This window comes from Microbispora sp. H10949 (assembly GCF_014161435.1).
GTDB lineage: Bacteria > Actinomycetota > Actinomycetes > Streptosporangiales > Streptosporangiaceae > Microbispora > Microbispora triticiradicis.
Map to the genome: position 1 here is coordinate 588,755 of NZ_JABBWZ010000004.1, position 22,235 is coordinate 610,989.

General features: G+C 71.4%; 17 protein-coding genes. 6 read left to right on the forward strand and 11 right to left on the reverse strand.

Annotated features, from left to right (window positions below; genetic code table 11):
* Positions 1–47: 47 nt before the first annotated feature.
* The gene (locus tag HHX40_RS12995; protein WP_182880761.1) at positions 48–1,892 is read right to left on the reverse strand and encodes an AMP-dependent synthetase/ligase; all 1,845 of its coding nucleotides are present in this window, start codon (positions 1,890–1,892) and stop codon (positions 48–50) included.
* A 167-nt stretch (positions 1,893–2,059) separates the two neighbouring features.
* Here HHX40_RS12995 and HHX40_RS13000 point away from each other — a divergent pair, with 167 nt between their 5' ends.
* Complete coding sequence (locus tag HHX40_RS13000; RefSeq protein ID WP_182880762.1) at positions 2,060–3,565, forward strand: peptide MFS transporter; 1,506 nt, start codon at positions 2,060–2,062, stop codon at positions 3,563–3,565.
* A 61-nt stretch (positions 3,566–3,626) separates the two neighbouring features.
* Here the strand turns inward: HHX40_RS13000 and HHX40_RS13005 are convergent, their stop codons facing one another.
* The gene (locus tag HHX40_RS13005) at positions 3,627–5,495 is read right to left on the reverse strand and encodes an HNH endonuclease signature motif containing protein (protein ID WP_220499025.1); all 1,869 of its coding nucleotides are present in this window, start codon (positions 5,493–5,495) and stop codon (positions 3,627–3,629) included.
* Between the two features lie 596 nt (positions 5,496–6,091).
* On the reverse strand, positions 6,092–7,573 hold the full coding sequence (locus tag HHX40_RS13010) for a PLP-dependent aminotransferase family protein (RefSeq protein WP_182880764.1): 1,482 nt from the start codon (positions 7,571–7,573) through the stop codon (positions 6,092–6,094).
* Positions 7,574–7,637: 64 nt separating this feature from the next.
* Between HHX40_RS13010 and HHX40_RS13015 the strand changes: the two genes are divergently transcribed.
* Positions 7,638–8,276 (forward strand): YczE/YyaS/YitT family protein, encoded by a 639-nt coding sequence (locus tag HHX40_RS13015; RefSeq protein ID WP_111698739.1) that lies wholly within the window; start codon positions 7,638–7,640, stop codon positions 8,274–8,276.
* 24 nt (positions 8,277–8,300) lie between these two features.
* Positions 8,301–10,088, forward strand: coding sequence for a glycoside hydrolase family 15 protein (locus tag HHX40_RS13020; protein WP_182880765.1), 1,788 nt, complete (start codon positions 8,301–8,303; stop codon positions 10,086–10,088).
* A 15-nt stretch (positions 10,089–10,103) separates the two neighbouring features.
* Here the strand turns inward: HHX40_RS13020 and HHX40_RS13025 are convergent, their stop codons facing one another.
* Positions 10,104–10,595 (reverse strand): GNAT family N-acetyltransferase, encoded by a 492-nt coding sequence (locus HHX40_RS13025; protein ID WP_182880766.1) that lies wholly within the window; start codon positions 10,593–10,595, stop codon positions 10,104–10,106.
* 244 nt (positions 10,596–10,839) lie between these two features.
* Here HHX40_RS13025 and HHX40_RS13030 point away from each other — a divergent pair, with 244 nt between their 5' ends.
* On the forward strand, positions 10,840–11,436 hold the full coding sequence (locus HHX40_RS13030) for a snapalysin family zinc-dependent metalloprotease (protein WP_182880767.1): 597 nt from the start codon (positions 10,840–10,842) through the stop codon (positions 11,434–11,436).
* 28 nt (positions 11,437–11,464) lie between these two features.
* On the forward strand, positions 11,465–13,222 hold the full coding sequence (locus HHX40_RS13035) for a glycoside hydrolase family 15 protein (protein ID WP_182880768.1): 1,758 nt from the start codon (positions 11,465–11,467) through the stop codon (positions 13,220–13,222).
* Positions 13,223–13,225: 3 nt separating this feature from the next.
* Here the strand turns inward: HHX40_RS13035 and HHX40_RS13040 are convergent, their stop codons facing one another.
* The 3 genes from HHX40_RS13040 to HHX40_RS13050 form a co-directional block, all read right to left on the reverse strand.
* Positions 13,226–14,215 (reverse strand): pirin family protein, encoded by a 990-nt coding sequence (locus tag HHX40_RS13040; RefSeq protein WP_182874504.1) that lies wholly within the window; start codon positions 14,213–14,215, stop codon positions 13,226–13,228.
* A gap of 91 nt (positions 14,216–14,306) precedes the next feature.
* On the reverse strand, positions 14,307–15,212 hold the full coding sequence (locus HHX40_RS13045) for a hypothetical protein (protein ID WP_244301984.1): 906 nt from the start codon (positions 15,210–15,212) through the stop codon (positions 14,307–14,309).
* 43 nt (positions 15,213–15,255) lie between these two features.
* On the reverse strand, positions 15,256–16,218 hold the full coding sequence (locus HHX40_RS13050) for an LD-carboxypeptidase (RefSeq protein ID WP_310738072.1): 963 nt from the start codon (positions 16,216–16,218) through the stop codon (positions 15,256–15,258).
* A gap of 31 nt (positions 16,219–16,249) precedes the next feature.
* Between HHX40_RS13050 and HHX40_RS13055 the strand changes: the two genes are divergently transcribed.
* Complete coding sequence (locus HHX40_RS13055; RefSeq protein ID WP_117410030.1) at positions 16,250–17,128, forward strand: sulfotransferase family protein; 879 nt, start codon at positions 16,250–16,252, stop codon at positions 17,126–17,128.
* Here the strand turns inward: HHX40_RS13055 and HHX40_RS13060 are convergent.
* The 4 genes from HHX40_RS13060 to HHX40_RS13075 all read right to left on the reverse strand — a co-directional run bounded on the left by HHX40_RS13060 (position 17,125) and on the right by HHX40_RS13075 (position 22,162).
* Positions 17,125–19,050, reverse strand: a complete 1,926-nt coding sequence (locus HHX40_RS13060; protein WP_182880769.1) for an ABC transporter ATP-binding protein — start codon at positions 19,048–19,050, stop codon at positions 17,125–17,127. The two genes, HHX40_RS13055 and HHX40_RS13060, sit on opposite strands and share 4 nt — an antisense overlap.
* 129 nt (positions 19,051–19,179) lie before the next feature.
* Positions 19,180–20,034 carry an enoyl-CoA hydratase/isomerase family protein gene (locus HHX40_RS13065; RefSeq protein ID WP_182880770.1) on the reverse strand — a complete coding sequence of 285 codons (855 nt, stop codon included), beginning with the start codon at positions 20,032–20,034 and terminating at the stop codon, positions 19,180–19,182.
* Between the two features lie 198 nt (positions 20,035–20,232).
* Positions 20,233–20,448 (reverse strand): helix-turn-helix domain-containing protein, encoded by a 216-nt coding sequence (locus HHX40_RS13070; RefSeq protein ID WP_030904785.1) that lies wholly within the window; start codon positions 20,446–20,448, stop codon positions 20,233–20,235.
* 115 nt (positions 20,449–20,563) lie between these two features.
* A complete protein-coding gene (locus tag HHX40_RS13075) occupies positions 20,564–22,162 on the reverse strand; it encodes an ABC-F family ATP-binding cassette domain-containing protein (protein ID WP_117410033.1) in 1,599 nt (532 codons plus the stop codon).
* Positions 22,163–22,235 lie beyond the last annotated feature (73 nt).

The following is a 22,235-nucleotide window of genomic DNA, read 5'->3' on the forward strand; positions in this document are numbered from 1 at the left end:
CCGTCCCGCCCCCGACACTCTCCCGGGCCGGTAAAACTTCCCCAGGCTCAGCCGGCCGCGTACAGTTCCTCGATCACGTCGGCGTACCTGGCGTGCACGACGCGGCGCTTGAGCTTGAGGCTCGGGGTGAGCTCCTCGGTCTCGGCCGTCCACTCGACCGGCAGCAGCCGCCACCGCTTGACCTGCTGCACCCGGGCGAGCTTGCGGTTGGCGGCCTCCACCGCAGCCTCGATCTCCTTGAGCAGGTCCGGATGCCCGGCCAGGGCGGCCAGCGACTCGAAGGCGATGCCGCGGGCCCGCGCCCACTCGGGCGCGACCTCCGCGTCGAGCGTGAGGATCGCCACGGGGTACGGCCGCCCGTCGCCGTACGCGAGGGCCTGCCCGATGAGCGGGTGCTCCTTCAGGTGGCCCTCGATGACGGCCGGGGACACGTTCTCCCCTCCGGAGGTGATGAACAGTTCCTTCTTGCGGTCGACGATGCGGACGAACCCGTCCTCGTCGATCGACCCGACGTCGCCCGTGTGCAGCCAGCCGTCGGCGTCCAGCAGTTCGGCGGTCGCCTCGGGCAGTCCCAGGTAGCCCCGGGTGTTGAGCGGGCTGCGGGTGAGGATCTCGCCGTCCGCCGCCACCCGCACCTCGACGCCGGGCTCGGCCCGTCCGACCGTACCGAGCCGGAAGACCTCCGGGCTGTTGACCGTGAAGGCGCCGGTCGTCTCGGTCATGCCGTAGACGTCGATGACCTTCAGGCCCAGGCCGGCGAAGAAGCGCTGCACCTCGGGCGGCATCGGCGCGGCGGCGGTGGCGCACCAGAGGGCCCGGTCGAGCCCGATCAGGCCGCGGATCACCGACAACAGTGCGGCGTCCGCCCGCTCGTACGCCTCCCGCACCTCCGGCGAGACCGTGTGGCCGTACTGCTGCCCCTCGATGTAGGCGAGCCCGGCGGCCATCGCGGCGCGCACGTTCTCCTGCTGGTCGGCGGGCTGTGCGGCCAGGAGCGCCTGCAGCCGGGCGGCCATCTTCTCCCAGACGCGGGGCACGCCGAAGAACAGCACCGGGCGCACCTGGCCCAGCGCCTGGGCGAGGGCGGCCAGGTCCGTGCAGAAGTACACGTGGTTGAGCTTGAACAGCGGCAGGTACAGGCTGAGCGCCCGCTCGGCGATGTGGGCGTAGGTGAGGTAGGAGATCTGCGTCCCCCGCTCGGGCAGGTCGATCATCCGCTGCGTCGCCGCGATCTCGAAGAGCACGTTCGCGTGCGTGAGCGGAACGCCCTTGGGCATGCCGGTCGTGCCTGAGGTGTACAGCACGCTGAGGACGTCGTCCGGGGTCACCTCCCGCCAGCGCCGCTCGGCCGCCTCCGGGTCGGCGGCGTACGCCCGCGCGCCGAGCACCAGGAAGTCCTCCCAGCTCAGGAAACGCTCGTCGCCCTCGGAGGCGCCCTCCAGCATGATGATCCTGGTCAGTTCGGGCAGCTCCCCGAGCACGGGCTCCCAGCGGGCCAGGTCGCCGGGGCCGCCGAGCACCGCTACCCGGGCCCCGACGTCACGGGCGACGTACGCGACCTGCTCGGGGGCGAAGGTCGCGTAGATGGAGCAGGAGACGGTGCCCGCGTGGACGGCGCCGAGGTCGGCCAGCACGTGCTCGCTGCGGTTGACCAGCATCAGCGCGACCGCCTCCCCCGGCCGCAGGCCGAGCGCGGCGTAACCGGCGGCGATCTCCAGCACGCGCCGCCGCGCCTCGGCGTACGTCAGCGTGCGCCAGCCTCCGGCGCCGTCCGGATCGGAGTAGGCGGGCGCGTCCGGGTTCTCCTCCGCGGCCCATCTGAACTGTTCGCAGAGGGTCCTGCCCGCGATCTCGTGTTCGATCGCGGCCCGCTCCTCGAGAACGCCGGCCATCGTGCCTCCCAACGGGTATGTCGCACGCGTGGCCTGCATCGCACCACAGGGGATCACCGAGGACAAGACTCCGTGTGCGGGGAGCACAAGAATGCGTCATCTCAAACGGACAAACAGGACATAAGTGCATATAAAGTACTGAGATGATGCGTGATCGGGGGGTACGCATGGCATCCGGACGACCTGGGCCGCCTGCCGGGGAGCGACCGTTCTTCGGCCACCCGCGGGGACTGGCCACGCTGTTCGGCACGGAGATGTGGGAGCGCTTCAGCTACTACGGCATGCGTGCCGTGCTCGTGCTGTTCCTGACGGCGCCCGTCACCCGCGGCGGCATGGGCCTGCCGGAGACGACCGCCGTGGGCGTCTACGGCGTGTACGTCGCCTCGGTGTACCTGCTGGCCGTCGTGGGCGGCTGGCTGGCCGACCGGCTGCTCGGGGCGCGCAGGACCGTCCTGGTCGGCGCGTCGGTGATCATGGGTGGCCACCTGAGCATGGCGATGCCCATGGGTGGCGGATTCGTCTGGCTCGGCCTCGTGCTCATCGCGCTGGGCAGCGGCCTGCTCAAGCCGAACATGGCGGCGCTGGTGGGTGAGTTGTACCGGCACGAGGACGACGCCCGGCGCGACTCCGGCTACACGATCTTCTACATGGGCGTGAACCTGGGCGCGTTCCTCGGCATCATGATCGTGCCCTGGCTGCAGACCGGCGGCCGCTGGCACCTCGCCTTCGGCGCGGCGGCGATCGGCATGCTCTTCGGCCTCGTGCAGTACGTGCGGGGCAGGGCGACCCTCTGCGGCGCCGGCGAGGAGCCCGACCACCGGCTCACGCCCGCCGAGGAACACCGCTTCAAGGTCGTCGCCGGGCTCTGCCTCGCCGTCACCGCGGGCGGGCTGGCCCTGTGGGCGGTCAGCGGGACGCTCACCGTCGACCGCTTCGCCCTCGTGCTCACGGTCGTGACGGCCGCCGTGCCGATCGCGTACTTCGCCTTCCTGTTCTCGTCCCACGAGGTCACCGCGGAGGAACGCAGGGGGCTGTTCGCCTACGTATGGCTGTTCCTCGCCGCCGCGATCTTCTGGCTCGTCTACGACCAGGCCGGAAGCTCGCTGCTGCTGTTCGCCAAGAAGGACACGAACCTCGACGTGTTCGGCTTCACGATCCCTCCGGGCTGGGTGGGGAACATCAACTCTCTCGCGATCATCGTGCTCGCCCCGCTGTTCGCCGAGATGTTCCTCAAGGCCGGCACCCGGATCAGCACGCCGCTCAAGTTCGCGATCGGCCTGGTGATCGTCGGGCTGAGCTTCGTCGTGATGTCCGTCGCGGCGGGCGTCGCCTCGGACGGGGTGAAGGTCTCGATCATGTGGCTGTTGTCGGTCTACCTCATCCAGACCATCGCCGAGCTGTTCCTCAGCCCGGCCGGGCTGTCGGCCACCAACAAGCTCGCCCCCCGGGCCTTCGAGAACCAGCTCATGGGCGTGTGGTACCTGGCGATGGCGCTCGGCGACTCCGTCGGCGGCCAGACCTACCGGCTGACCACGGTCGTGCCCATGCCCGTGTACTACCTGGTCCTCGCGCTCGCCGCGGTCGCCGCGGGCCTCCTCATGCTGCTGTTCGTCCGCAGGCTCCGCCTCCTCATGGCCGAACACCACCTGCCACCCGTGCCCGCCTCGTCCTGACCGCCGCCGCCCCGGCCCCTCACATCACGATGAGCGCGAGCCACCTGGATCCAGCGCGCGCCTACACCCGCAGTCGGGTGGTGCGGGGGTTGCGGTAGGTGAAGGCCCAGCGGTCGTCTCCGATCTTGCGGCGGGTGTAGCGGGCGGGGTGGCGGTAGCGGTCGCGGTTGTGGAACTGGCACGCCGGTCCCAGCAATTTAAGGTCGGTCAGTCCGCCGTTGCACCAGTCCTCGGCGTGGTCGATCTGGCACATCGTGGCCGGCAGCGGGCAGCCGTCCACCCAGCAGGTCGCATACCGGGCGAAGACCGCCCGCCGCTGGGCCGGGGTGGCCAGGCGGACCTTGCGGCCCATGTCCAGCACCTGCCCATCGGCGTCCATCACGATCCGCACCAAAGTGCTGGTACGGGCCAACCGATGCACGCTGGAGACGGGCAGCAGATGCCCGGTCGCCAGGATCAACCCCGGCAACCCCCGCAACCACACCCCCGGCGGCGGACTGCCTCCCACCCCCGCCCAGGCACCACCTCCCCGCCGGGCGCTGCCTTCCAACCAGGCGCTGCCCTCCGTCCACGGCGGAGCGGCAGGCTCCGCTTCCGGCGGCCCATCGCACTCCCCACGCGGCGGGGTGCTGTGTTCTGCTCCCAGCCAGGCATCGGGTCCCGCTTCCGGCGGAGCGTCGGCTCCCGCGCCCGGCTCGGCGGGCGCCTGAATGGTGGGCTCGCCGGTGGCGCTGGTCGCGTCGGGGCATGTCGCATTGGAGCGGGTCGCACAGGCCCCGGAGCCGCAGTCCGCAGCGGCATAGACGTCAGGGCCAGGATCGTCACCCGGGTCTGTGTCCAAGAAGCCCATGTTCGAGAAGCCCGTGTTCAAGGAGCCGACGTCTGAGGGGCCGGTCTCTGAGGGATGGGCACCCGACGTGTCCGTGCCTGATGGGCCGGAATCAGGGTCAGGACCAGGGCCGGGGTCGGTGCCCGAAGGGTCGGGATCAGGGCTTGGGCCGGTGCCGGAGGAGTCGGGACCAGGGCCGTCGCTCGGGTCGGCGTCTGAGGGGTCGCTGGTGGGGTGGCTGGCAGAGGGGTCGTCTGAGGGGTCGGCCGTGGGGTCGGCTGAGGGGTCGGCCGTGGGGTCGGCTGAGGGGGTGGTGCCTGCGGGCTCGCGTGAAGGTTCGGTGGCTCCGGGGTTGTCGGCTGGGGGGTCGTCGGGGAGGGATTCGGCGGTGACCAGCACCAGAAGCTCGGTCGCGATCTTGTTCTCCAGGAACGCGATGACCGCATCCGCGTTCCGCACACTCGGGGTGCGGTCATCGCCCTCGGCCTTCGGCTTTGCGTAGACATCCAGCAGGTGCTGCAACCGCCCGGCGGCCTCGACCGGGAGGTAGAACTCTCCCTCCAGTCCGCCGTTCCTGCGCCGCCGGACCCGGAAGAACCGGCGGTCGAAGTCGGCCTGCTCATCGCTTTCGTGGCCGTCGGGGTCCAGCACCGCCCGCAGATACCGCCCCGCCTTGGCCACCTCCGCCGCACCCGCCGAACCCGCCAACTCCAGCAAAATCCCCTCAGCGGTGGTCGCCTGCTCATCGGTCAACCCCGCGGTGGCGGTGCAGATCGCCTCCACAATGCCTTCGGCCAGGCTGCCCTCGGCGAACCGCTCACGCACCCGCGACAGACGACCCAACTCCACGCCCATCGTCACCAACCGACCCGCACCCGGAATCGTCATCCCCCCGACGCCGCGCAACCACAACCTGGTGGAGGCATGCCCATGGTTCCTCGCCTCCCCGGACCGATGCACCCGGCCCACCCGGGCGGCCAACGCCGAAGTGATCCGGTCCCGGGCCGCCAGCAACTCCTCAGCCTCGGCCAGGCACACCTCCGCCGATTCAGGCACCGGCACCAGCGCCACCGCCCGGGCCGCCTCACCAACCGCCGCCACCGCCACCCACGACGACGACCCCACACCACAAGCACCACCAGAAGCAGCACCTGCATCACCCTGGCCAGCGCCAGGGGTACAGTCAGACGCACCAGCGGGATCACCGCTGCCGGCAGACCCGGTGCCGTCAGGAGAAGGACCGTCTGGGGAGACACCACGCGCATTCTCATCGTGGGTGGATTCGGCACCAGACGCGGTATCACCACGAGTCGTGAATGGACGAGCGGGCCCGGGCGATTCCGCCGAGTCGTCGAACCGGCTCGCATGCTTCCGCGCCGCAGGGTCGACAATCGGCACATATTCGCGGGCGAGTGAATCCTCGGTGGACCACAGAGGCGAGCGGGCGGTGAGCTGCTCCCACCAGTCGCCATAACCCGTATCGTTCGAACGAGAGAGGCGCTCAGGATCGGCGTCGAACAGATCCATCACACCTCCCCGCAGATTCGAAATCCTGTATGAATTCTTCCACATCAGCCAGTCATGAACACCCCCGCACCGGGAATTGCTGGAGCCACAGGCCAATTCCCAATTGCCGAATATGTGACCCATGCCGGGCTTCTTTCCAATTGGCGGCGAAATAGCCAGCCAGACGGTGGTCACAGGGTCGGCGTGAGCGGCTCCCGGGATGGGCGGCCGGCCGGAGAGCCCCCGAGGAAGGCCATGCCGGAGACGACGTGCGAGGTGCCCGGGGAAGTAACCGATGAGGAGGCGAGGCGGCGTACCGCATCCTCAAGCACGGCCGGGGGCTGGGTGAACGTCAGCCGCACGTATCGCTCCAGCGTGCCGTCCACGCCGAACCACGGCCCCGGGGACAGCCGTACGCCCCGTGCGGCGGCGGCCTCCGCGACCGCGCTCGCCGACGGCGTGTCGAGCCGCACCCACAGCGACCCGCCGCCGGGCGGCGGGGTGAAGGCCCAGCCCGGCAGTCGCTCGCGCAGGACCCCGGTGAGCGCGGCGAGCGAGGCGCCGAGCGCGCGGCGGCGCTCGGCCCGCGCCTCCTCGATGCGCTCGAACAGGCAAGCCACGACAAGCTGGTCGAAGACGGCGCTCGCGATGTCCACGGCGGCGCGCAGCAGGGCCAGGCGCCGCACCATCGCCGCGGTCGTCCGAATCCAGCCGACCCGCAGGCCGCCCCACCACAGTTTCGACGCCGATCCCACGCTGATCACCCGCCCGTCGGTGTCGAACGCGGCCAGCGGCGTCGCGCGTACGGAGGCGTCCAGGGCCATCTCGGCCCAGACCTCGTCGGCGATGAGCGTCGTGCCGTGACGCCGTGCGGCCCCGACCAGCGCGGCGCGGCCGGCGTCGTCCATGAGATGACCCGTGGGGTTCTGGAAGTCGGGGATGACGTAGGCGAGGCGGGCCGCCGACTGGCGCATCGCGCCGCTCACCAGGTCGAGGTGCCAGCCGTCCTCCTGGACGCCCACCGGCACCAGGCGGGCCGACCGCAGCCGGGCCGCGTCGATCGCGTGCGGGTACGTCGGCGACTCGACCAGCACCGGGTCCCCCGGCCCCGCGAGCAGGGACATGATCAGATGGACGGCCTGCTGCGCCCCGCCCGTCACGAGGATCTGCTCGGGCCGGGTGGGCAGCCCCCGCTCGCCGTACCGGCGGGCGATCGCCTCCCGCAGCGGCGCGAGCCCGAGCGGGTGGTAGCCCGAGCCCAGCGCGTACCGGTGGTAGGCCCGGCCCGCCTCCTCCACGGCCTCGCCGAGGAGGGAGATCGCGGGCGGGGCGGCGGCGTGCAGCGGCAGCAGCCCGTCCTCGTCGGAGGCGAGCCACGGGTTGTCCACGCCCAGTGCGCCGGGGTCCGGCAGGGCGGTGCGGCTCCCCGACCCCTGCCTGCTCTCCAGGTAGCCCTGCTCGCGCAGCCGGTCGTACGCCGTGGTCACGGTGGTGCGGCTGACGCCGAGCGATTCGGCCAGGTGCCGTTCCGGCGGCACGCGCACCCCCACGGCGAGTCTCCCGTCGAGGATCAGACCGCGTACGGCGTCCGCGAGCGCCCGGTAGTACGGGCGGGAGCTCGGCGGGACCCGGACGAGCCGGGCGAGCTGGGGAGCGCTGACATACCGGTCCATGCGGACCAATTTCGCTGATTGGCCCTTTTATGACAAGCCACTGGCCTGCACCATTGAGCCCACTATGACCGAACTCTCCCTTTCGCGCCCCAGCTCGCTCCCGTTCCGGCTCGTCCGTCTCTACGTCGGCCTGGCGCTCTACGGCGGCGGGATCGCCCTGCTTGTCGAGTCCGGCCTGGGCCTCGACCCCTGGGAGGTCTTCCACCAGGGCCTCTCGGTGCGTACCGGCTGGTCGATCGGCATGTGCATCAACCTGGTGGGCGCGCTGGTGCTGCTGCTGTGGATCCCGCTGCGGCAGCGGCCCGGCCTCGGCACGATCAGCAACGTCCTGGTGGTGGGCACGAGCGCCGACGCCGTGATGTGGCTGGTGCCCACGCCCGCCGTGTGGCCGGTCCAGTGGATCTTCCTGCTGAGTGGGATCGTGGCCATCGCCGCCGCCTCCGGGCTCTACATCCACGCGGGCTTCGGCCCGGGGCCGCGCGACGGCCTGATGACCGGCCTGCACCGGATGGGCCTGTCGATCCGGCTCGCCCGCACGATCGTCGAGCTCACCGTGCTCGCCGCCGGATGGCTGCTCGGCGGCACCGCCGGGATCGGCACCATCGTGTTCGCCCTGACGATCGGCCCGCTGACGCAGGTCTTCATGAAGCTGTGGGCCCCGGCCGGGGTCACCACCCGGTCACCGGGTACGCAGCCGTCATGACGCGCCGGGCGGGGAGGTGAGCGAATGCGGATCGAGGACTACGCCCTCGTCGGGGACACCCAGTCGGCCGCCCTCGTCGGCCGGAACGGCTCGGTCGACTGGCTGTGCCTGCCGCGTTTCGACTCCCCCTCGTGCTTCGCGCGCCTGCTCGGCGACGAGTCCAACGGCTTCTGGCGCCTGGCCGCCGCGGGACGGGACACGGCCGCCAGGCGCGCGTACGTCGGGGACTCCCTGGTGCTCGCGACCGACTGGGAGACCTCCACCGGGACGGCCAGGGTCCTCGACTTCATGCCGGTCCGGTCGGGCAACCCGGACCTGGTACGGATCGTGGAGGGCCTGTCGGGCACGGTCGACATGACGACCGAGATCCGCATCCGCTTCGACTACGGCCGCATCGTGCCCTGGGTCCGCCGTACAGGCGGCCACCTGCACGCCGTCGGCGGCCCCGACTCGGTCTGGATCCATTCCCCCGTCCACCTCCAGGGCGGCTACTACCGGCACCAGGCCGCCTTCGCCGTCTCCGCCGGGGAGCGGGTGCCCTTCGTGTTCACCTGGCACCCCTCCCACCAGCCGCGGCCGAAGGCCATCGACCCTCTCGCCGAACTCGGCCTGACCATCCGGCTGTGGCAGGACTGGGCCGCGCGCTGCGGCTATCGCGGCCCGTGGCGTGACGCCGTGGTCCGCTCGCTGATCACGCTCAAGGCCCTCACCTACAGCCCGACCGGCGGCATCGTCGCCGCGCCGACCACCTCCCTGCCCGAGCACCTCGGCGGGGTACGCAACTGGGACTACCGCTACTGCTGGCTGCGCGACGCCGCCATGACACTCGACGCGCTCCTGCGGGCCGGATACGTCGAGGAGGCCGACGCCTGGCGGGTGTGGCTGCTGCGGGCCATCGCCGGCCGCCCCGAGGACCACCAGATCATGTACGGCGTGGCCGGTGAACGCCGCCTGCCCGAGACGACGCTCGACTGGCTGCCCGGCTACGAGGGGTCGCGGCCCGTCCGCATCGGCAACGGCGCCGCCGGCCAGTTCCAGCTCGACGTCTACGGCCAGGTGGTCAACGCGCTCTACCGGGCCCGCAAGCAGGGCATGGCGCCCGACGACTACACCTGGGCGCTGCTGGTGAAGGGGGCCGAGTTCCTCGAAGGCAACTGGGACCGGCCGGACGAGGGGCTGTGGGAGGTGCGCGGGCCGCGCCGCCACTTCGTCCACTCGAAGGTCATGGCCTGGCTCGCCATGAGCCGCATGACCCGAGGGGCGGCCGAACTGGGGCGGACGGGGCCGTTCGAGCGGTGGGGCGCCCTGCGTGACCGCATCCACGCGGAGGTCTGTGAGAAGGGTTACGACCCGGTCCGCAACACCTTCACCCAGTCCTACGGCTCACAGGAACTCGACGCCGCCCTCCTGCAGATCCCCATCGTCGGCTTCCTGCCCCCCGACGACCCCCGCGTCACCGGCACCATCGACGCCGTCGAACGCGAACTCATGACCGACGGCCTCGTCCTGCGCTACCCCACCGCCGAACACAACCCAGCCGAACACAACCCCGTCGACGGCCTCCCCGGCGGCGAAGGCGCCTTCCTCGCCTGCAGCTTCTGGCTCGCCGAAGCCCGCGCCCTCACCGGCCGCCACCACGAGGCCGACCAACTCTTCCAGCACCTCGTCAACCTCACCAACGACGTCGGCCTCCTCGCCGAGGAATACGACCCCCGCACCCACCGCCAACTCGGCAACTTCCCCCAAGCCTTCAGCCACATCCACCTGATCCACACCGCCCAGGCGCTGAGCGGCGCGGCCGCGCGCCCGTGACCGTACGGAGAACTCTCAGGCGGAGAACGAGATCCATGCGTCCGGCGGCAGGTCGGGCCGCCCGGGCACAGGTCTGTGCTCCTCGGTCCACGCGTCTGGCGCGATCTCCTCGGCGACGCGGCGCCAGAAGCGCACGGCGGCCGTGTTGGCGTCCTGGAAGGCCACCTCCCAGGAGCCGGGATGCCTGGCCGTCACCTGCCGCACCGCGTGAAGCCCGATCCCGGACCTGCGTGCCGCGCGTACGACGAAGAAGGCGCTGAGGACGCGTGTCCGTGCGGTGAGGCCGCGGACGAGAGCGAGACCGGCGGGGCGTTCGCCGGTTGTCAGCAGGTACGCCGCCCAGTCCGGGTCATGGAACGCCGCCTGGAGTCGCTCCGCGCGGAACGTCCCATCGGGCTTGGGCAGCACTCCGCCGAATTCCGACAGGTCGTGCCGGAACATCAGCCACAGACGCTCCAGCACCGGATGGTCGGCGGCATCGGCGAGACGAACGGTCAGATCGGGCATGACGGGTCCTTCACGATAGGAGGGGAAACAGGTGCCAGAAAAGGCGCCGGAAACGCCGAGAGCCTCCCGCCGGAATGTCCGGCCGGGAGGCTCTCAGTGGTGCACAGATCATATCGAATTCGCCCTATACCGGAGTGATAGGGGGAAAGTGGCCTGTCCCCGCCGGGCTCCGCCGCGCGTACGTTGACGGCAGCCCCACCCGAGGCGTGCCTCGCGGTGGCAACCCCCGATCGAGGAGATCTCGATGCGCCTGTCACGGTTCCTCCGCGCCCTCCCGGCCCTGGTCCTGGGCCTCGTCCTGCTGTCGCCCCTGCCGTCCGCCCACGCCGGGGCGAGCGGGGTGAGCGGGGTGAGCGGGCTGAGCACAGTGAGCGCGGTGCGCGTGCTCCGCTACGACGCGAGCCGGGCCGCCGAGTTCCGCACAGTGGTCGACCAGGCGGCCCAGGTGTGGAACGCGAGCGTCACCAACGTCCGGCTCGTGGCCGGCACACCGGCCGACTTCACCGTGCTCGCCGACAACGGCTGGCCGCGCACGAGCCGCACCAGCCTCGGCCGGGGCACGATCTGGATGGGCAGGGAGGCGACGAGCGAGGGCTACTACCCGCTGCGCATCGCCACCCATGAGATCGGCCACATCCTCGGCCTGCCCGACCGGCGCACCGGCCTGTGCTCCGACCTGATGTCCGGTTCCAGCGCCCCGGTGAGCTGCACCAACGCCAACCCCAGCGCGGCGGAGCGCAGCGCGGTCAACGCCAACTTCGCCGGATCGGCCCTGCTCGGCGGATCCGGCGCGCTCTTCGTCGACCGGCCGGAGGCCGCGAGCCTCGCTCCGGCGGCGTAGGTACCGCCTCCCGGGTAGCGTGGCGGGCATGCGGATCGAGGACTACGCCCTCGTGGGCGACATGCAGTCGGCCGCCCTCGTCGGCCGGAACGGCTCGGTCGACTGGCTGTGCCTGCCGCGTTTCGACTCCCCCTCGTGCTTCGCCCGGCTGCTCGGCGACGAGTCCAACGGCTTCTGGCGCCTGGCCCCGACGGGCCACGAGGAGGCGACCCGCCGGGCGTACGCCGGGGACACGCTCGTCCTGGAGACGGTCTGGGAGACGTCCACCGGCGCGGTCAAGGTGATCGACTTCATGCCGCCCCGCTCGGCCAACCCCGATCTCGTACGGATCGTGGAGGGCCTGTCGGGCACGGTCGAGATGAGCACCGAGATCCGCATCCGCTTCGACTACGGCCGCATCGTGCCCTGGGTCCGCCGTACGGGTGGCCACCTGCACGCCGTCGGCGGCCCCGACTCGGTCTGGATCCACTCTCCCGTCCATCTCCAGGGCGGTGACTACCGGCACGAGGCGACCTTCAGCGTGTCCGCGGGGGAGCGGGTGCCGTTCGTGTTCACCTGGCACCCCTCCCACCACCCGGAGCCCGAACGGATCGATCCCCTGGAGCAGCTCGGCGAGACCGTGGCCATGTGGGAGGCCTGGTCGTCCCGGTGCGGCTATCGCGGCCCGTGGCGTGACGCCGTGGTCCGCTCGCTGATCACGCTCAAGGCCCTGACGTACAGCCCGACCGGCGGCATCGTCGCCGCGCCGACCACCTCGCTGCCGGAGCACCTCGGCGGGGTGCGCAACTGGGACTACCGCTACTGCTGGCTGCGCGATGCGGCGATGACGCTCGACGCGCTGACCGGATCGGGGTACGTCGAGGAGGCCGACGCCTGGCGCTCCTGGCTGCTGCGCGCCATCGCCGGCCGCCCGGAGGACATCCAGGTCCTGTACGGCGTGGCAGGCGAGCGCCGGCTGCCGGAGACGACGCTCGACTGGCTGTCCGGGTACGAGGGGTCCCGGCCGGTGCGGATCGGCAACGGCGCGGCCACGCAACTCCAGCTCGACATCTACGGGGAGGTCGTGAGCGCCCTGTACGAGGCGCGCAAGCAGGGCATGCCGCCCGACGACCACGCCTGGGCGATGATCACCGCGGTGATGAGGTTCTTCGAGCACAACTGGGACCAGCCCGACGAGGGGCTGTGGGAGGTGCGCGGGCCGCGCCGCCACTTCGTCCACTCGAAGGTCATGGCCTGGGTCGCGGCCGACCGCATGGTCCGGGTGATCGAGGAGCTGGGCCGGAAGGGCGACGTGGAGAGGTGGCGGGCGCTGCGTGACCGCATCCACATGGAGGTCTGTGAGAAGGGTTACGACCCGGTCCGCAACACCTTCACCCAGTCCTACGGCTCACAGGAACTCGACGCCGCCCTCCTGCAGATCCCCATCGTCGGCTTCCTGCCCCCCGACGACCCCCGCGTCACCGGCACCATCGACGCCGTCGAACGCGAACTCATGACCGACGGCTTCGTCCTGCGCTATCCCACCGCCGAACACAACCCCGTCGACGGCCTCCCCGGCGGCGAAGGCGCCTTCCTCGCCTGCAGCTTCTGGCTCGCCGAAGCCCGCGCCCTCACCGGCCGCCACCACGAGGCCGACCAACTCTTCCAGCACCTCGTCAACCTCACCAACGACGTCGGCCTCCTCGCCGAGGAATACGACCCCCGCACCCACCGCCAACTCGGCAACTTCCCCCAAGCCTTCAGCCACATCCACCTGATCCGTACGGCGCTGGCTCTGCGGGGCTAGCCGTCAGGGTGTCCCGGACAGCGGACCGTCGGCGTGCGGCACCCGCTCGGCGGGGATGACGCCCAGTCGTCCCGCCTGGTAGTCCTCCATCGCCTGGATGATCTCGGCGCGGGTGTTCATCACGAACGGGCCGTAGTGCGCGACCGGCTCGCGGATCGGCCGTCCGCCGAGGAGCAGCACCTCCAGAGCGGGCTCGGCCTGCGGCTGGGCGGTGTCCGCGGCGAGGGTCAGCGACCCGCCCGGGCCGAAGAGGGCGAGCTGCCCCTTGCGGACCGGCCGCCGCTCGGCGCCCACGGAGCCCTGACCGGCCAGCACGTAGGCGAGGGCGTTGAAGTCCGGGTTCCACGGCAGGTCGAGCCGGGCGCCCGGGCTGACGGTCGCGTGCACCATCGTGATCGGGGTGAACGTGACGCCGGGGCCGGCGTGCCCGTCCAGGTCTCCGGCGATGACCCGGAGCAGCGCGCCGCCGTCGGCGGAGGCGAGCAGGGCCGCCTCCCGCCCCCGGATGTCCTGGTAGCGGGGCAGGTGGAACTTGTGCGCGCGGGGGAGGTTGACCCACAGCTGGATGCCGTGGAAGAGCCCGCCCGAGACCACCAGGTGCTCCGGGGGCTTCTCGATGTGCAGCAGGCCGGACCCGGCGGTCATCCACTGGGTGTCGCCGTTGGTGATGGTGCCGCCGCCTCCGTTGGAGTCCTGGTGCTCGAAGACGCCGTCGATGATGTAGGTGACCGTCTCGAAGCCGCGGTGCGGGTGCCACGGCGTGCCCTTCGGCTCACCGGGGGCGTACTCGACCTCGCCCATCTGGTCCATGTGGATGAACGGGTCCAGCAGCGACTGCGGCACCCCGGCGAACGCGCGCCGTACGGGGAAGCCCTCCCCCTCGAAGCCGCTGGGCGCGGTCGTCACGGACCGTACGGGGCGGGGTCCGGCGACGGCCGGATCGGGCGCGGCGACGCGGGGCAGGGTCAGGGTGTCTGCGGTGACGGCGGGCATGGCCACCTCTCCTGGTTGAAAGTTCAACTTCTGACGCGTTGAACCATGCCCGGCCGCGGGACATTCCCGGCGCCAACGTTCTCAGCCGAGCTCAGGACCGGCCGGCGATGCGGGCGAGGAGCCGGGCGAACTCCGGCGGCGGCGCGACGACGAGCCGGGTCTGCCCGTCGTGGCTGATCAGGTCGGCCTGGATGCGGGTCAGCTTGCCGCGGCGCCACCAGTACACGTGCGGGCTGAGCCCGTCGGCGTGGCCGGCGTGCTCCCGGTGGGCGAACAGGCGCAGCCGCTCGATCGCCCGCACCACGCCGATGCCGGCCACCGGATGCACGGCGATCAACCCCCGGTGCGGCAGCACGGCGAGCATGCCGTCCTCGGGCACGTGGGTGTGGGCGGGCAGGCGGCGCAGGTGGGCGGCCGCGCTGGGCGCGGTCAGCAACGTGACCTCGGTGCCGCCCAGGTCCAGCCGGGACACCGTGGGCCGCTCGTCGGCCAGTGCGTTGCCCACCGCGACGTCGAGCGCCTCACCCGGGGGGATGGGCCAGCAGAACGCCTCCTCCGGGCGGACCGGGCGGGCGCCGATCGTCAGCACCTCGATCAGGTCGGCGCTGAGGTGGCGGCCGATGATCCGGGAGGGGTCGGGGAAGGCCGGGTCGTCGGCGGCGTGGACCCGCGTGCGCAGCAGCGGCTTGATCGGCTTGAGGTTGCACGCGTCGAAGGGCTCCCCCGACACGGCGTGGGCCAGGTGCTCGGAGACCAACATGGGCCAGTCCTCGCGGGTGCGCCGGGCGGCCTCACGGCGCAGGCCGACGAGGTTCACCACCCGTTCACGCTCGGGGGAGGACAGCGTCAGCGACGTGCCGTCTGCGGCGAACCCGCAGGTGTAGCCCATGGTCTCGGCGACCAGCCCCAGCAGCGAGTCGAGATCGACGTCCTCGACGGCTCTCGGGGCGGGATGGTCCGGTCGCGTCCGGCTGAGCAGTCGCCGCAAGAGTCCCAACGCACCATCCCTTCACCACGGCCCGGGCGCCTCCGGGCGCGTATCAGGTTGCCGCGTCGGAGTCGCGGATTGCGCCCGCGACGGAACACGATTCGGTCACAATAGCCACATTCGTCTCCAACCACATACTCAGCTGTGGTGATCCGTGTCCGACGGGCAGCCCGGCGAGGACCGGCACACCCAGCGGCGCCAGGCGTTCGGCCAGCACCGGCAGCGGGTCGCCGCAGTCCACCCATGATCCGAGCACGATCCCCGCCGCGCCGTCCAGGCAGCCCGCCTGGAGCAACTGCGTCACCATCCGGTCGATCCGGTACGGCTCCTCGGTCACGTCCTCCAGCAGGACGATCCGGCCCTCCCCCCGCATCGCGTACGGCGTGCCGCACAGGGCGGCGAGCAGGGCGAGGTTGCCCCCGGTGAGCCGTCCCTCGGCCCGTCCCGGCACGACGACGCGGTCGCCCGTGATCGGGGCGGGCGTGCCGCCCTCGAACAGTGCCTGCCGCAGGTGGGCGAACGTGACCGGTTCGGGCCCCCCGGGGTCGCTGATCGTCGCGCAGGCCGGCATCGGCCCGAAGAGCGTCGCCAGGCCGAGCCTGTCGGCGAAGGCCCGGTGCAGCGCGGTGATGTCGCTCGACCCCAGCAGGATCTTCGGCCCGGCCGCCGCCATGGCGTCCCAGTCGAGCAGCCCGAGCAGCCGGGTCGTGCCGTAGCCGCCCCGCGCGCAGATGACGGCCGCCACCCCGGGGTCGCACCAGGCCTCCTGGAGATCGGCCGCGCGCGCGGCGTCGGGCCCCGCCAGGTAGCCCTCCCGGGCCCGCACCGACGCTCCGTGCACGACCCGCAGGCCGAGCTCCTCCAGGACCGCCCCGCCGCGCTCCAGCCGTACGGGATCCACCGGCCCGGCGGGCGCGACCAGCGCGACGGTGTCCCCCGGCCGCAGCCGCCGGGGCGCCTCCGGTACCGTTACCGAGGCGACACCCCCCGCCCCGCCGCGGATGCGCTCGCTCACCCTTCAAAGGGTGTCAGACTAAGCGGTATCTATGCGACCTCCGACGCACATCCTCGTGGTCAACGGCGTCAAGGTCCGTCGCCCGGTGTTCGTGATCGCGGCCCCGCACTCCGGCGCGGACCTGCTGGGCCGTGCGCTCAAGCGCTCCCCCGGCTTCCACGTGACCATGGGCAGGGGCCCGGTGACCCGGGTCGTCTACGCCTTCGCCCGGAGGCCCTCGATCGCCCGAAGCGGCGGGGCGCCCCGGGTGCTGCGCGACGTGCTGGCTGAGGCCTGGCAGGTCGTCCCGGCCTCCTGTGCGGAGTGCACGACCGCCTGCCGGGAGGCCGGCGGAATCATCGGCGCCGGGCCCTGCGTCGGGCCGGACGCGCTGTCGCGGTTCGGCGACGCCAGTCCCGACCTGATCTACAGCACGCCGGTGCTGCTGCGGGCGTTTCCGGACGCCCGGTTCATCCAGGTCATCCGCGACGGCCGCGACGTCGTCGCCGACATGCTGGCCGATCCCGCCTGCATGGCCTGGGTCAAGCCGCACATGCTGAGCGAGGACGCCGAGTTTCCCAACCCGTTCCTCGGCGTGCGCTCGGCCGAGCACCGGCAGCGCTGGGCCGAGATGCCGGCCGCGGGCAAGTGCGCCCTGCGCTGGCGCGGCGCCGTACGGCTGAGCGCGGCCCTGCGCCGCGAACTGCCCGCCGAGCACCTGCTCACGCTCAGGTACGAGGACCTGGTGGCCGCGCCCGGCGAGGCGATCGACGCGGTGTCGTCCTTCCTGGAGACCAAGGTCTCGATGATCGCGCTGTACGGCGCGACGATCCCCCGGCCGGGCGGCTGGCGCAGCCGCCTGTCCGGCGAGGACGCCGAGCTGGTGGAGAAGGTGGCCAGGGAGGAACTGGCCCGTCTCGGATACCGCTAGCGTCCCGAGCCGCCTGAGGACCCCGAGCCGTTGAACCCCGAGCCGTTGGACCCCGAGCCGGTGAACTGGGTGCGGTACAGCTCGGCGTACGCGCCGCCCCGCTTCAGCAGTTCCTCGTGCCGGCCGTGCTCCACCACCCGGCCGTCCTCGATGACCAGGATCGCGTCGGCCTCGCGGATGGTCGACAGCCGGTGGGCGATCACCAGCGAGGTCCGTCCCCGCAGGGCCGTCTTCAGCGCCTGCTGCACCGCCGCCTCGGACTCGGAGTCGAGGTGCGCGGTGGCCTCGTCGAGCACGACGACCCGGGGCGCCTTGAGCAGCAGGCGGGCCAGGGCGATGCGCTGCTTCTCCCCGCCCGACAGCCGGTATCCGCGGTCGCCGACGACCGTCTCCAGCTCCTCGGGCAGGTTCTTGACCAGGTCGGCGATCTGGGCCGCGCGCAGCGCCTCCCAGACCTCCTCGTCGGTGGCGTCGGGACGGGCGTAGCGGAGGTTGCTGCCGATCGTGTCGTGGAACAGGTGGGCGTCCTGCATGACCACCCCGACCGTGTCCCTGATGCCGTCGAGGGTGGCGTCGCGGACGTCGAGCCCGTTGATCCGCACGGCCCCCTCGTCCACGTCGTACAGCCGGGAGACCAGCGAGGTGATGGTGGTCTTGCCCGCGCCCGAGTGGCCGACGAGCGCCACCAGCTCGCCCTCGCGGGCGGTGAACGACACGCCCTTCAGCACCTCCTGGGAGGGACCGGTGTCCGGGCGGGCCACCGACTCCAGCGACGCCAGCGAGACGTCGGAGGCGGCCGGGTAGCGGAAGCGCACGTCGTCGAACTCGATCGTCACCGGTCCCCCGGGGATCGGCCGCGCGCCGGGCTTCTCGGCGACCATCGGCTTGAGGTCCAGGACCTCGAAGACCCGGTCGAAGCTCACCAGCGCGGTCATCACGTCGACGTGCACGTTCGACAGGCTGGTCAGCGGGCCGTACAGGCGCATGAGCAGGGACGACTGGGCGACCAGGGTGCCGAGCGCGAACGCCCCGGAGATCGCGAGGCTGCCGCCGAGGCCGTAGACGAGCGCGGTGGCCAGCGCGGCGACCAGCCCCAGCGCGATGCGGAACACCGCGCCGTACATCGCGACGATCACGCCGACGTCCCGGACCCGGCCCGCCCGCTCGGCGAAGTACGCCGCCTCGTCGTCCGGCCTGCCGTACAGCTTGGCGACCATCGCCCCGGCCACGTTGAAGCGCTCGGTCATCACCGAGCTCATCTCGGCGTCGAGCTGCATCTGCTCGCGGGTCAGCGCCGACATCCGGCGGCCGACCCACTTGGCGGGGAAGATGAAGATCGGTAACAGGACCAGCGCGACCAGCGTGACCTGCCACGACAGCACGATCATGGTGCCGAGCACCAGCACCAGGCTGATCACGTTGGAGACCACCGACGACAACGTGCTGGTCAGCGCCCGCTGCGCCCCGATGACGTCGGTGTTCAGCCGGGAGACCAGCGCGCCGGTCTGGGCCCGCATGAAGAACGCCACGGGCATGCGCTGGACGTGGTCGTAGACCTCCGTGCGCAGGTTGTAGATCAGGCCCTCGCCGATGCGCGCGGAGAACCAGCGCTGCGCCAGGCCGAGCCCGGCGTCCACGACGGCCAGCGCGGCGATCGTGACGGCGAGCCAAAGCACCACCTCGACCCGCTTCGGGATGATGCCGTCGTCGATGATCGCCTTCATCAGGAGCGGGTTGGCGACCACGATGACCGCGTCGACCACCACCAGCGCGAGGAATCCGGCGATCTGCGCCCGGAAGGGCCGCGCGTACCCGGCGATGCGCCGGACGGTCCCCGGCGCGATGCGCTCCTTCGTCACGGAGCTGTCACGCCGCAGGGACCGCATCACCTGGAAGCCGTAGCCCCCGTTCATCATCGACATATGCCGTACATCCTCCCAGGCCGTGCAGCGATGGGAGGACTCCCCCCGATTCCCCCGTCAGCTCGAAGCGAACAGCGCCTGTCAGTTCGAAGCGAACACTGCCCGTCAGTCCGAAGCGAACAGTGTCCGTCAGTTCGAAGCGAACAGTGCGCGGATGCGCGCCACCTGTTCGGCCCGCTCGGCGGCGGCCTGCTCCTCCAGGGTGCGCCCCGGCGCGGCCCTCAGCAGGCGCTTGGTGGCGGTCGCGGCGGCGTGGTCGGTGGCCAGCAGCGCGGCGGCCAGGTCACGGGTGGTCTGGCCGAGCTCGCCCGCCGGCACCGCGATCTCGGCCAGGCCGAGCCGTACGGCCTCCTCGGCCCCGACGACGCGGGCGGTCAGGCACATCTCGATGGCGCGGGGAACCCCGACGATGTCGGCCAGGGGCTTGGTCCCGGTCAGGTCGGGAACCAGCCCCAGCGCGGGTTCCTTCATGCAGAACTTCACGTCGTCCGCGACGACCCGCAGGTCACACGCGAGCGCGAGCTGAAAACCCGCCCCGATGGCGTGACCCTGCACGGCCGCGATCGACACGATCTCCGGCCTGCGCAGCCACAGGAAACCCCTCTGTGCCTCCGCGATCAGCCGTTCCAGCTCGGTTTCGCCGAGCGCCGCGACGCTCGCGAAAGATTCCTGCCCGGGTACCCCCTCGGGCGTGAACATGCGCAGGTCGATTCCGGCTGAGAAGGACGGCCCCTCGCCTCTGACCACGACCACTCTCACCCGCTCCGGAAGGGTGTCCCCAATCCGGGCCAGAGCCGACCAGGTCGCGAACGTCTGTGCGTTGCGCTTGTCCGGCCGGTCCAGGGTGACGGTCGCGATCTCGCCGTCCACCTCGCAGCGCAGTCCGATCTCGGCCGGCGCGGCCGCCGAGACCGTCGACACATCGGAGCCGCCGCCCGTCTCGCGGGCGTGCTCCGGATCCCCCCCCACTGCCGCTTCCGCCATGCCTGCTCCTGCCTTCGGTGAGGAGCCACGTCGCCTCGCACGGCCGGTCCGGTGCGGCGCACCGCCCGTGCCGGGCGTCCGCGCTCCTGTTCGACCCGCGGTCGTGCCCGAGCCTACCGAACGACGTTCTGGTTAGCTGGACCCGACCACTCACTCTCACAGGAACGAGCGGCTGCGGTCGCGCGTCTTGAGGTGGATCTAGCGCTTGGACTTGCCCCGGGTCGCGCCGCCGCGCCCGCGCAGAGTCACTCCGGACTCGCTCAGGATGCGGTGGATGAACCCGTACGACCGGCCAGTGGAAGCGGCCAGAGCGCGGATGCTCTCACCCGCGGAATAGCGCTTCTTGAGATCGCTGGCCAGCTTTTCCCGGTCGGCCCCGGTCACCCGGGTGCCCTTCTTCAGAGTCTCGGCCACGAGTACCTCCTGTAGTGCCAGACTTCCGCAGCGTTACTTCAGCCCATGATCAGTCATTTCGACGGGATCGGCTACCTACTCCGCGGGAAAAGATCCCTACCCGCTCAAATTAAGATCAGGCAAGCGCCACAAGATCGGAAAATTCGTCGCTCCATGCGTCTTCTACTCCGTCTGGCAACAGAATCACCCTATCCGGCTTCAGCGCCTCCACGGCGCCCTCGTCATGGGTGACCAGCACAATCGCGCCCGTGTAGGAGCCGAGGGCGGTGAGCACCTGATCGCGGGAGGCCGGATCGAGGTTGTTGGTGGGCTCGTCCAGCAGCAGCACGTTGGCGCTCGACAGCACCAGCGTGGCGAGCGCCAGACGGGTCTTCTCACCGCCGGACAGGACCCCCGCCGGCTTGTCCACGTCGTCTCCGGTGAACAGGAACGAGCCGAGCACCTTGCGCAGGTCGACGTCGGCGAGGTCGGGGCCCGCGGAGCGCATGTTCTCCAGCACCGTGCGCCCGGCGTCGAGGGTCTCGTGCTCCTGCGCGTAGTAGCCGAGCTTGAGCCCGTGGCCGGGCAGGACCTCGCCGGTGTCGGGCTTCTCGATGCCGCCGAGCAGGCGCAGCAGGGTCGTCTTGCCCGCGCCGTTCAGGCCCAGGATGACGATCCGGGAGCCCCGGTCGACGGCGGCGTCGACGTCGGTGAACACCTCCAGCGAGCCGTACGACTTGGACAGGCCGCGGGCCGTCAGCGGCGTCTTGCCGCAGGGCGCCGGCTGGGGGAAGCGCAGCTTGGCGACGCGGTCCGACCGGCGCTCGCCCTCCACGCCCGAGAGCAGCCGCCGGGCGCGGCGCTCCATGTCCTGGGCCGCCTTGGCCTTGGTGGCCTTCGCCCGCATCCGGTCGGCCTGGGACAGCAGGGCGGACGCCTGCCGCTCGGCGTTGGCGCGCTCCCGCTTGCGCCGCTTCTCGTCGGTCTCCCGCTGGGTCAGGTAGGCCTTCCAGCCGACGTTGTAGGTGTCGATGACGCAGCGGTTCGCGTCCAGGTGGAGCACCCGGTTTACCGTCGCTTCAAGAAGGTTGACATCGTGGCTGATGATCACCAAGCCGCCCTGGTGGGAACGCAAAAAATCGCGAAGCCAGCCGATCGAGTCCGCGTCGAGGTGGTTTGTGGGCTCGTCGAGCAGGAGAGTCTCCGCTCCGCTGAACAGGATTCGAGCCAGTTCGACCCGCCTGCGCTGCCCTCCGGAGAGGGTCTGCAGCGGCTGGCCGAGAACCCGGTCGGGCAGCCCGAGGCTGGAGGCGATCGAGGCGGCCTCCGACTCCGCGGCGTAACCGCCGAGGACGTGCAGGCGGTCCTCCAGCCGGCCGTACGCGCGCACCGCCCGGTCGCGCACGCGCGGGTCGTCGGCGGCCATCCCGGCCTCGGCCTCGCGCAGTTCGCGCAGCACCTCGTCGAGCCCGCGGGCCGACAGGATCCGGTCGCGCGCCAGCACGCTCAGGTCTCCCGTACGGGGGTCCTGCGGCAGGTAGCCGACGCTGCCGGAGATCGTGACCGAGCCCGTGGCTGGCAGGCCCTCGCCCGCGAGGACCTTGGTGAGGGTGGTCTTGCCGGCGCCGTTGCGCCCGACCAGCCCGATCTTGTCGCCCGGGTTCACCCGGAACGAGGCGCCCTCGATGAGCAGGCGGGAACCCGCGCGAAGTTCGACGTCGGTGGCGATGATCATGATAGAGGGGACACTCCCGTGGATGATGCGGACAGGACCGGTGCCGGGAGCGATCAGTCGGGAGCGCTCATGG

Excerpts from the sequence above, each read along its gene's own strand:
- HHX40_RS12995 (WP_182880761.1), bottom strand. The coding sequence starts at position 1,892 with ATGGCCGGCGTTCTCGAGGAGCGGGCCGCGATCGAACACGAGATCGCG.
- HHX40_RS13000 (WP_182880762.1), top strand. The coding sequence starts at position 2,060 with ATGGCATCCGGACGACCTGGGCCGCCTGCCGGGGAGCGACCGTTCTTC.
- HHX40_RS13010 (WP_182880764.1), bottom strand. The coding sequence starts at position 7,573 with ATGGACCGGTATGTCAGCGCTCCCCAGCTCGCCCGGCTCGTCCGGGTC.
- HHX40_RS13015 (WP_111698739.1), top strand. The coding sequence starts at position 7,638 with ATGACCGAACTCTCCCTTTCGCGCCCCAGCTCGCTCCCGTTCCGGCTC.
- HHX40_RS13020 (WP_182880765.1), top strand. The coding sequence starts at position 8,301 with ATGCGGATCGAGGACTACGCCCTCGTCGGGGACACCCAGTCGGCCGCC.
- HHX40_RS13025 (WP_182880766.1), bottom strand. The coding sequence starts at position 10,595 with ATGCCCGATCTGACCGTTCGTCTCGCCGATGCCGCCGACCATCCGGTG.
- HHX40_RS13030 (WP_182880767.1), top strand. The coding sequence starts at position 10,840 with ATGCGCCTGTCACGGTTCCTCCGCGCCCTCCCGGCCCTGGTCCTGGGC.
- HHX40_RS13035 (WP_182880768.1), top strand. The coding sequence starts at position 11,465 with ATGCGGATCGAGGACTACGCCCTCGTGGGCGACATGCAGTCGGCCGCC.
- HHX40_RS13040 (WP_182874504.1), bottom strand. The coding sequence starts at position 14,215 with ATGCCCGCCGTCACCGCAGACACCCTGACCCTGCCCCGCGTCGCCGCG.
- HHX40_RS13055 (WP_117410030.1), top strand. The coding sequence starts at position 16,250 with ATGCGACCTCCGACGCACATCCTCGTGGTCAACGGCGTCAAGGTCCGT.
- HHX40_RS13060 (WP_182880769.1), bottom strand. The coding sequence starts at position 19,050 with ATGTCGATGATGAACGGGGGCTACGGCTTCCAGGTGATGCGGTCCCTG.
- HHX40_RS13065 (WP_182880770.1), bottom strand. The coding sequence starts at position 20,034 with ATGGCGGAAGCGGCAGTGGGGGGGGATCCGGAGCACGCCCGCGAGACG.
- HHX40_RS13075 (WP_117410033.1), bottom strand. The coding sequence starts at position 22,162 with ATGATCATCGCCACCGACGTCGAACTTCGCGCGGGTTCCCGCCTGCTC.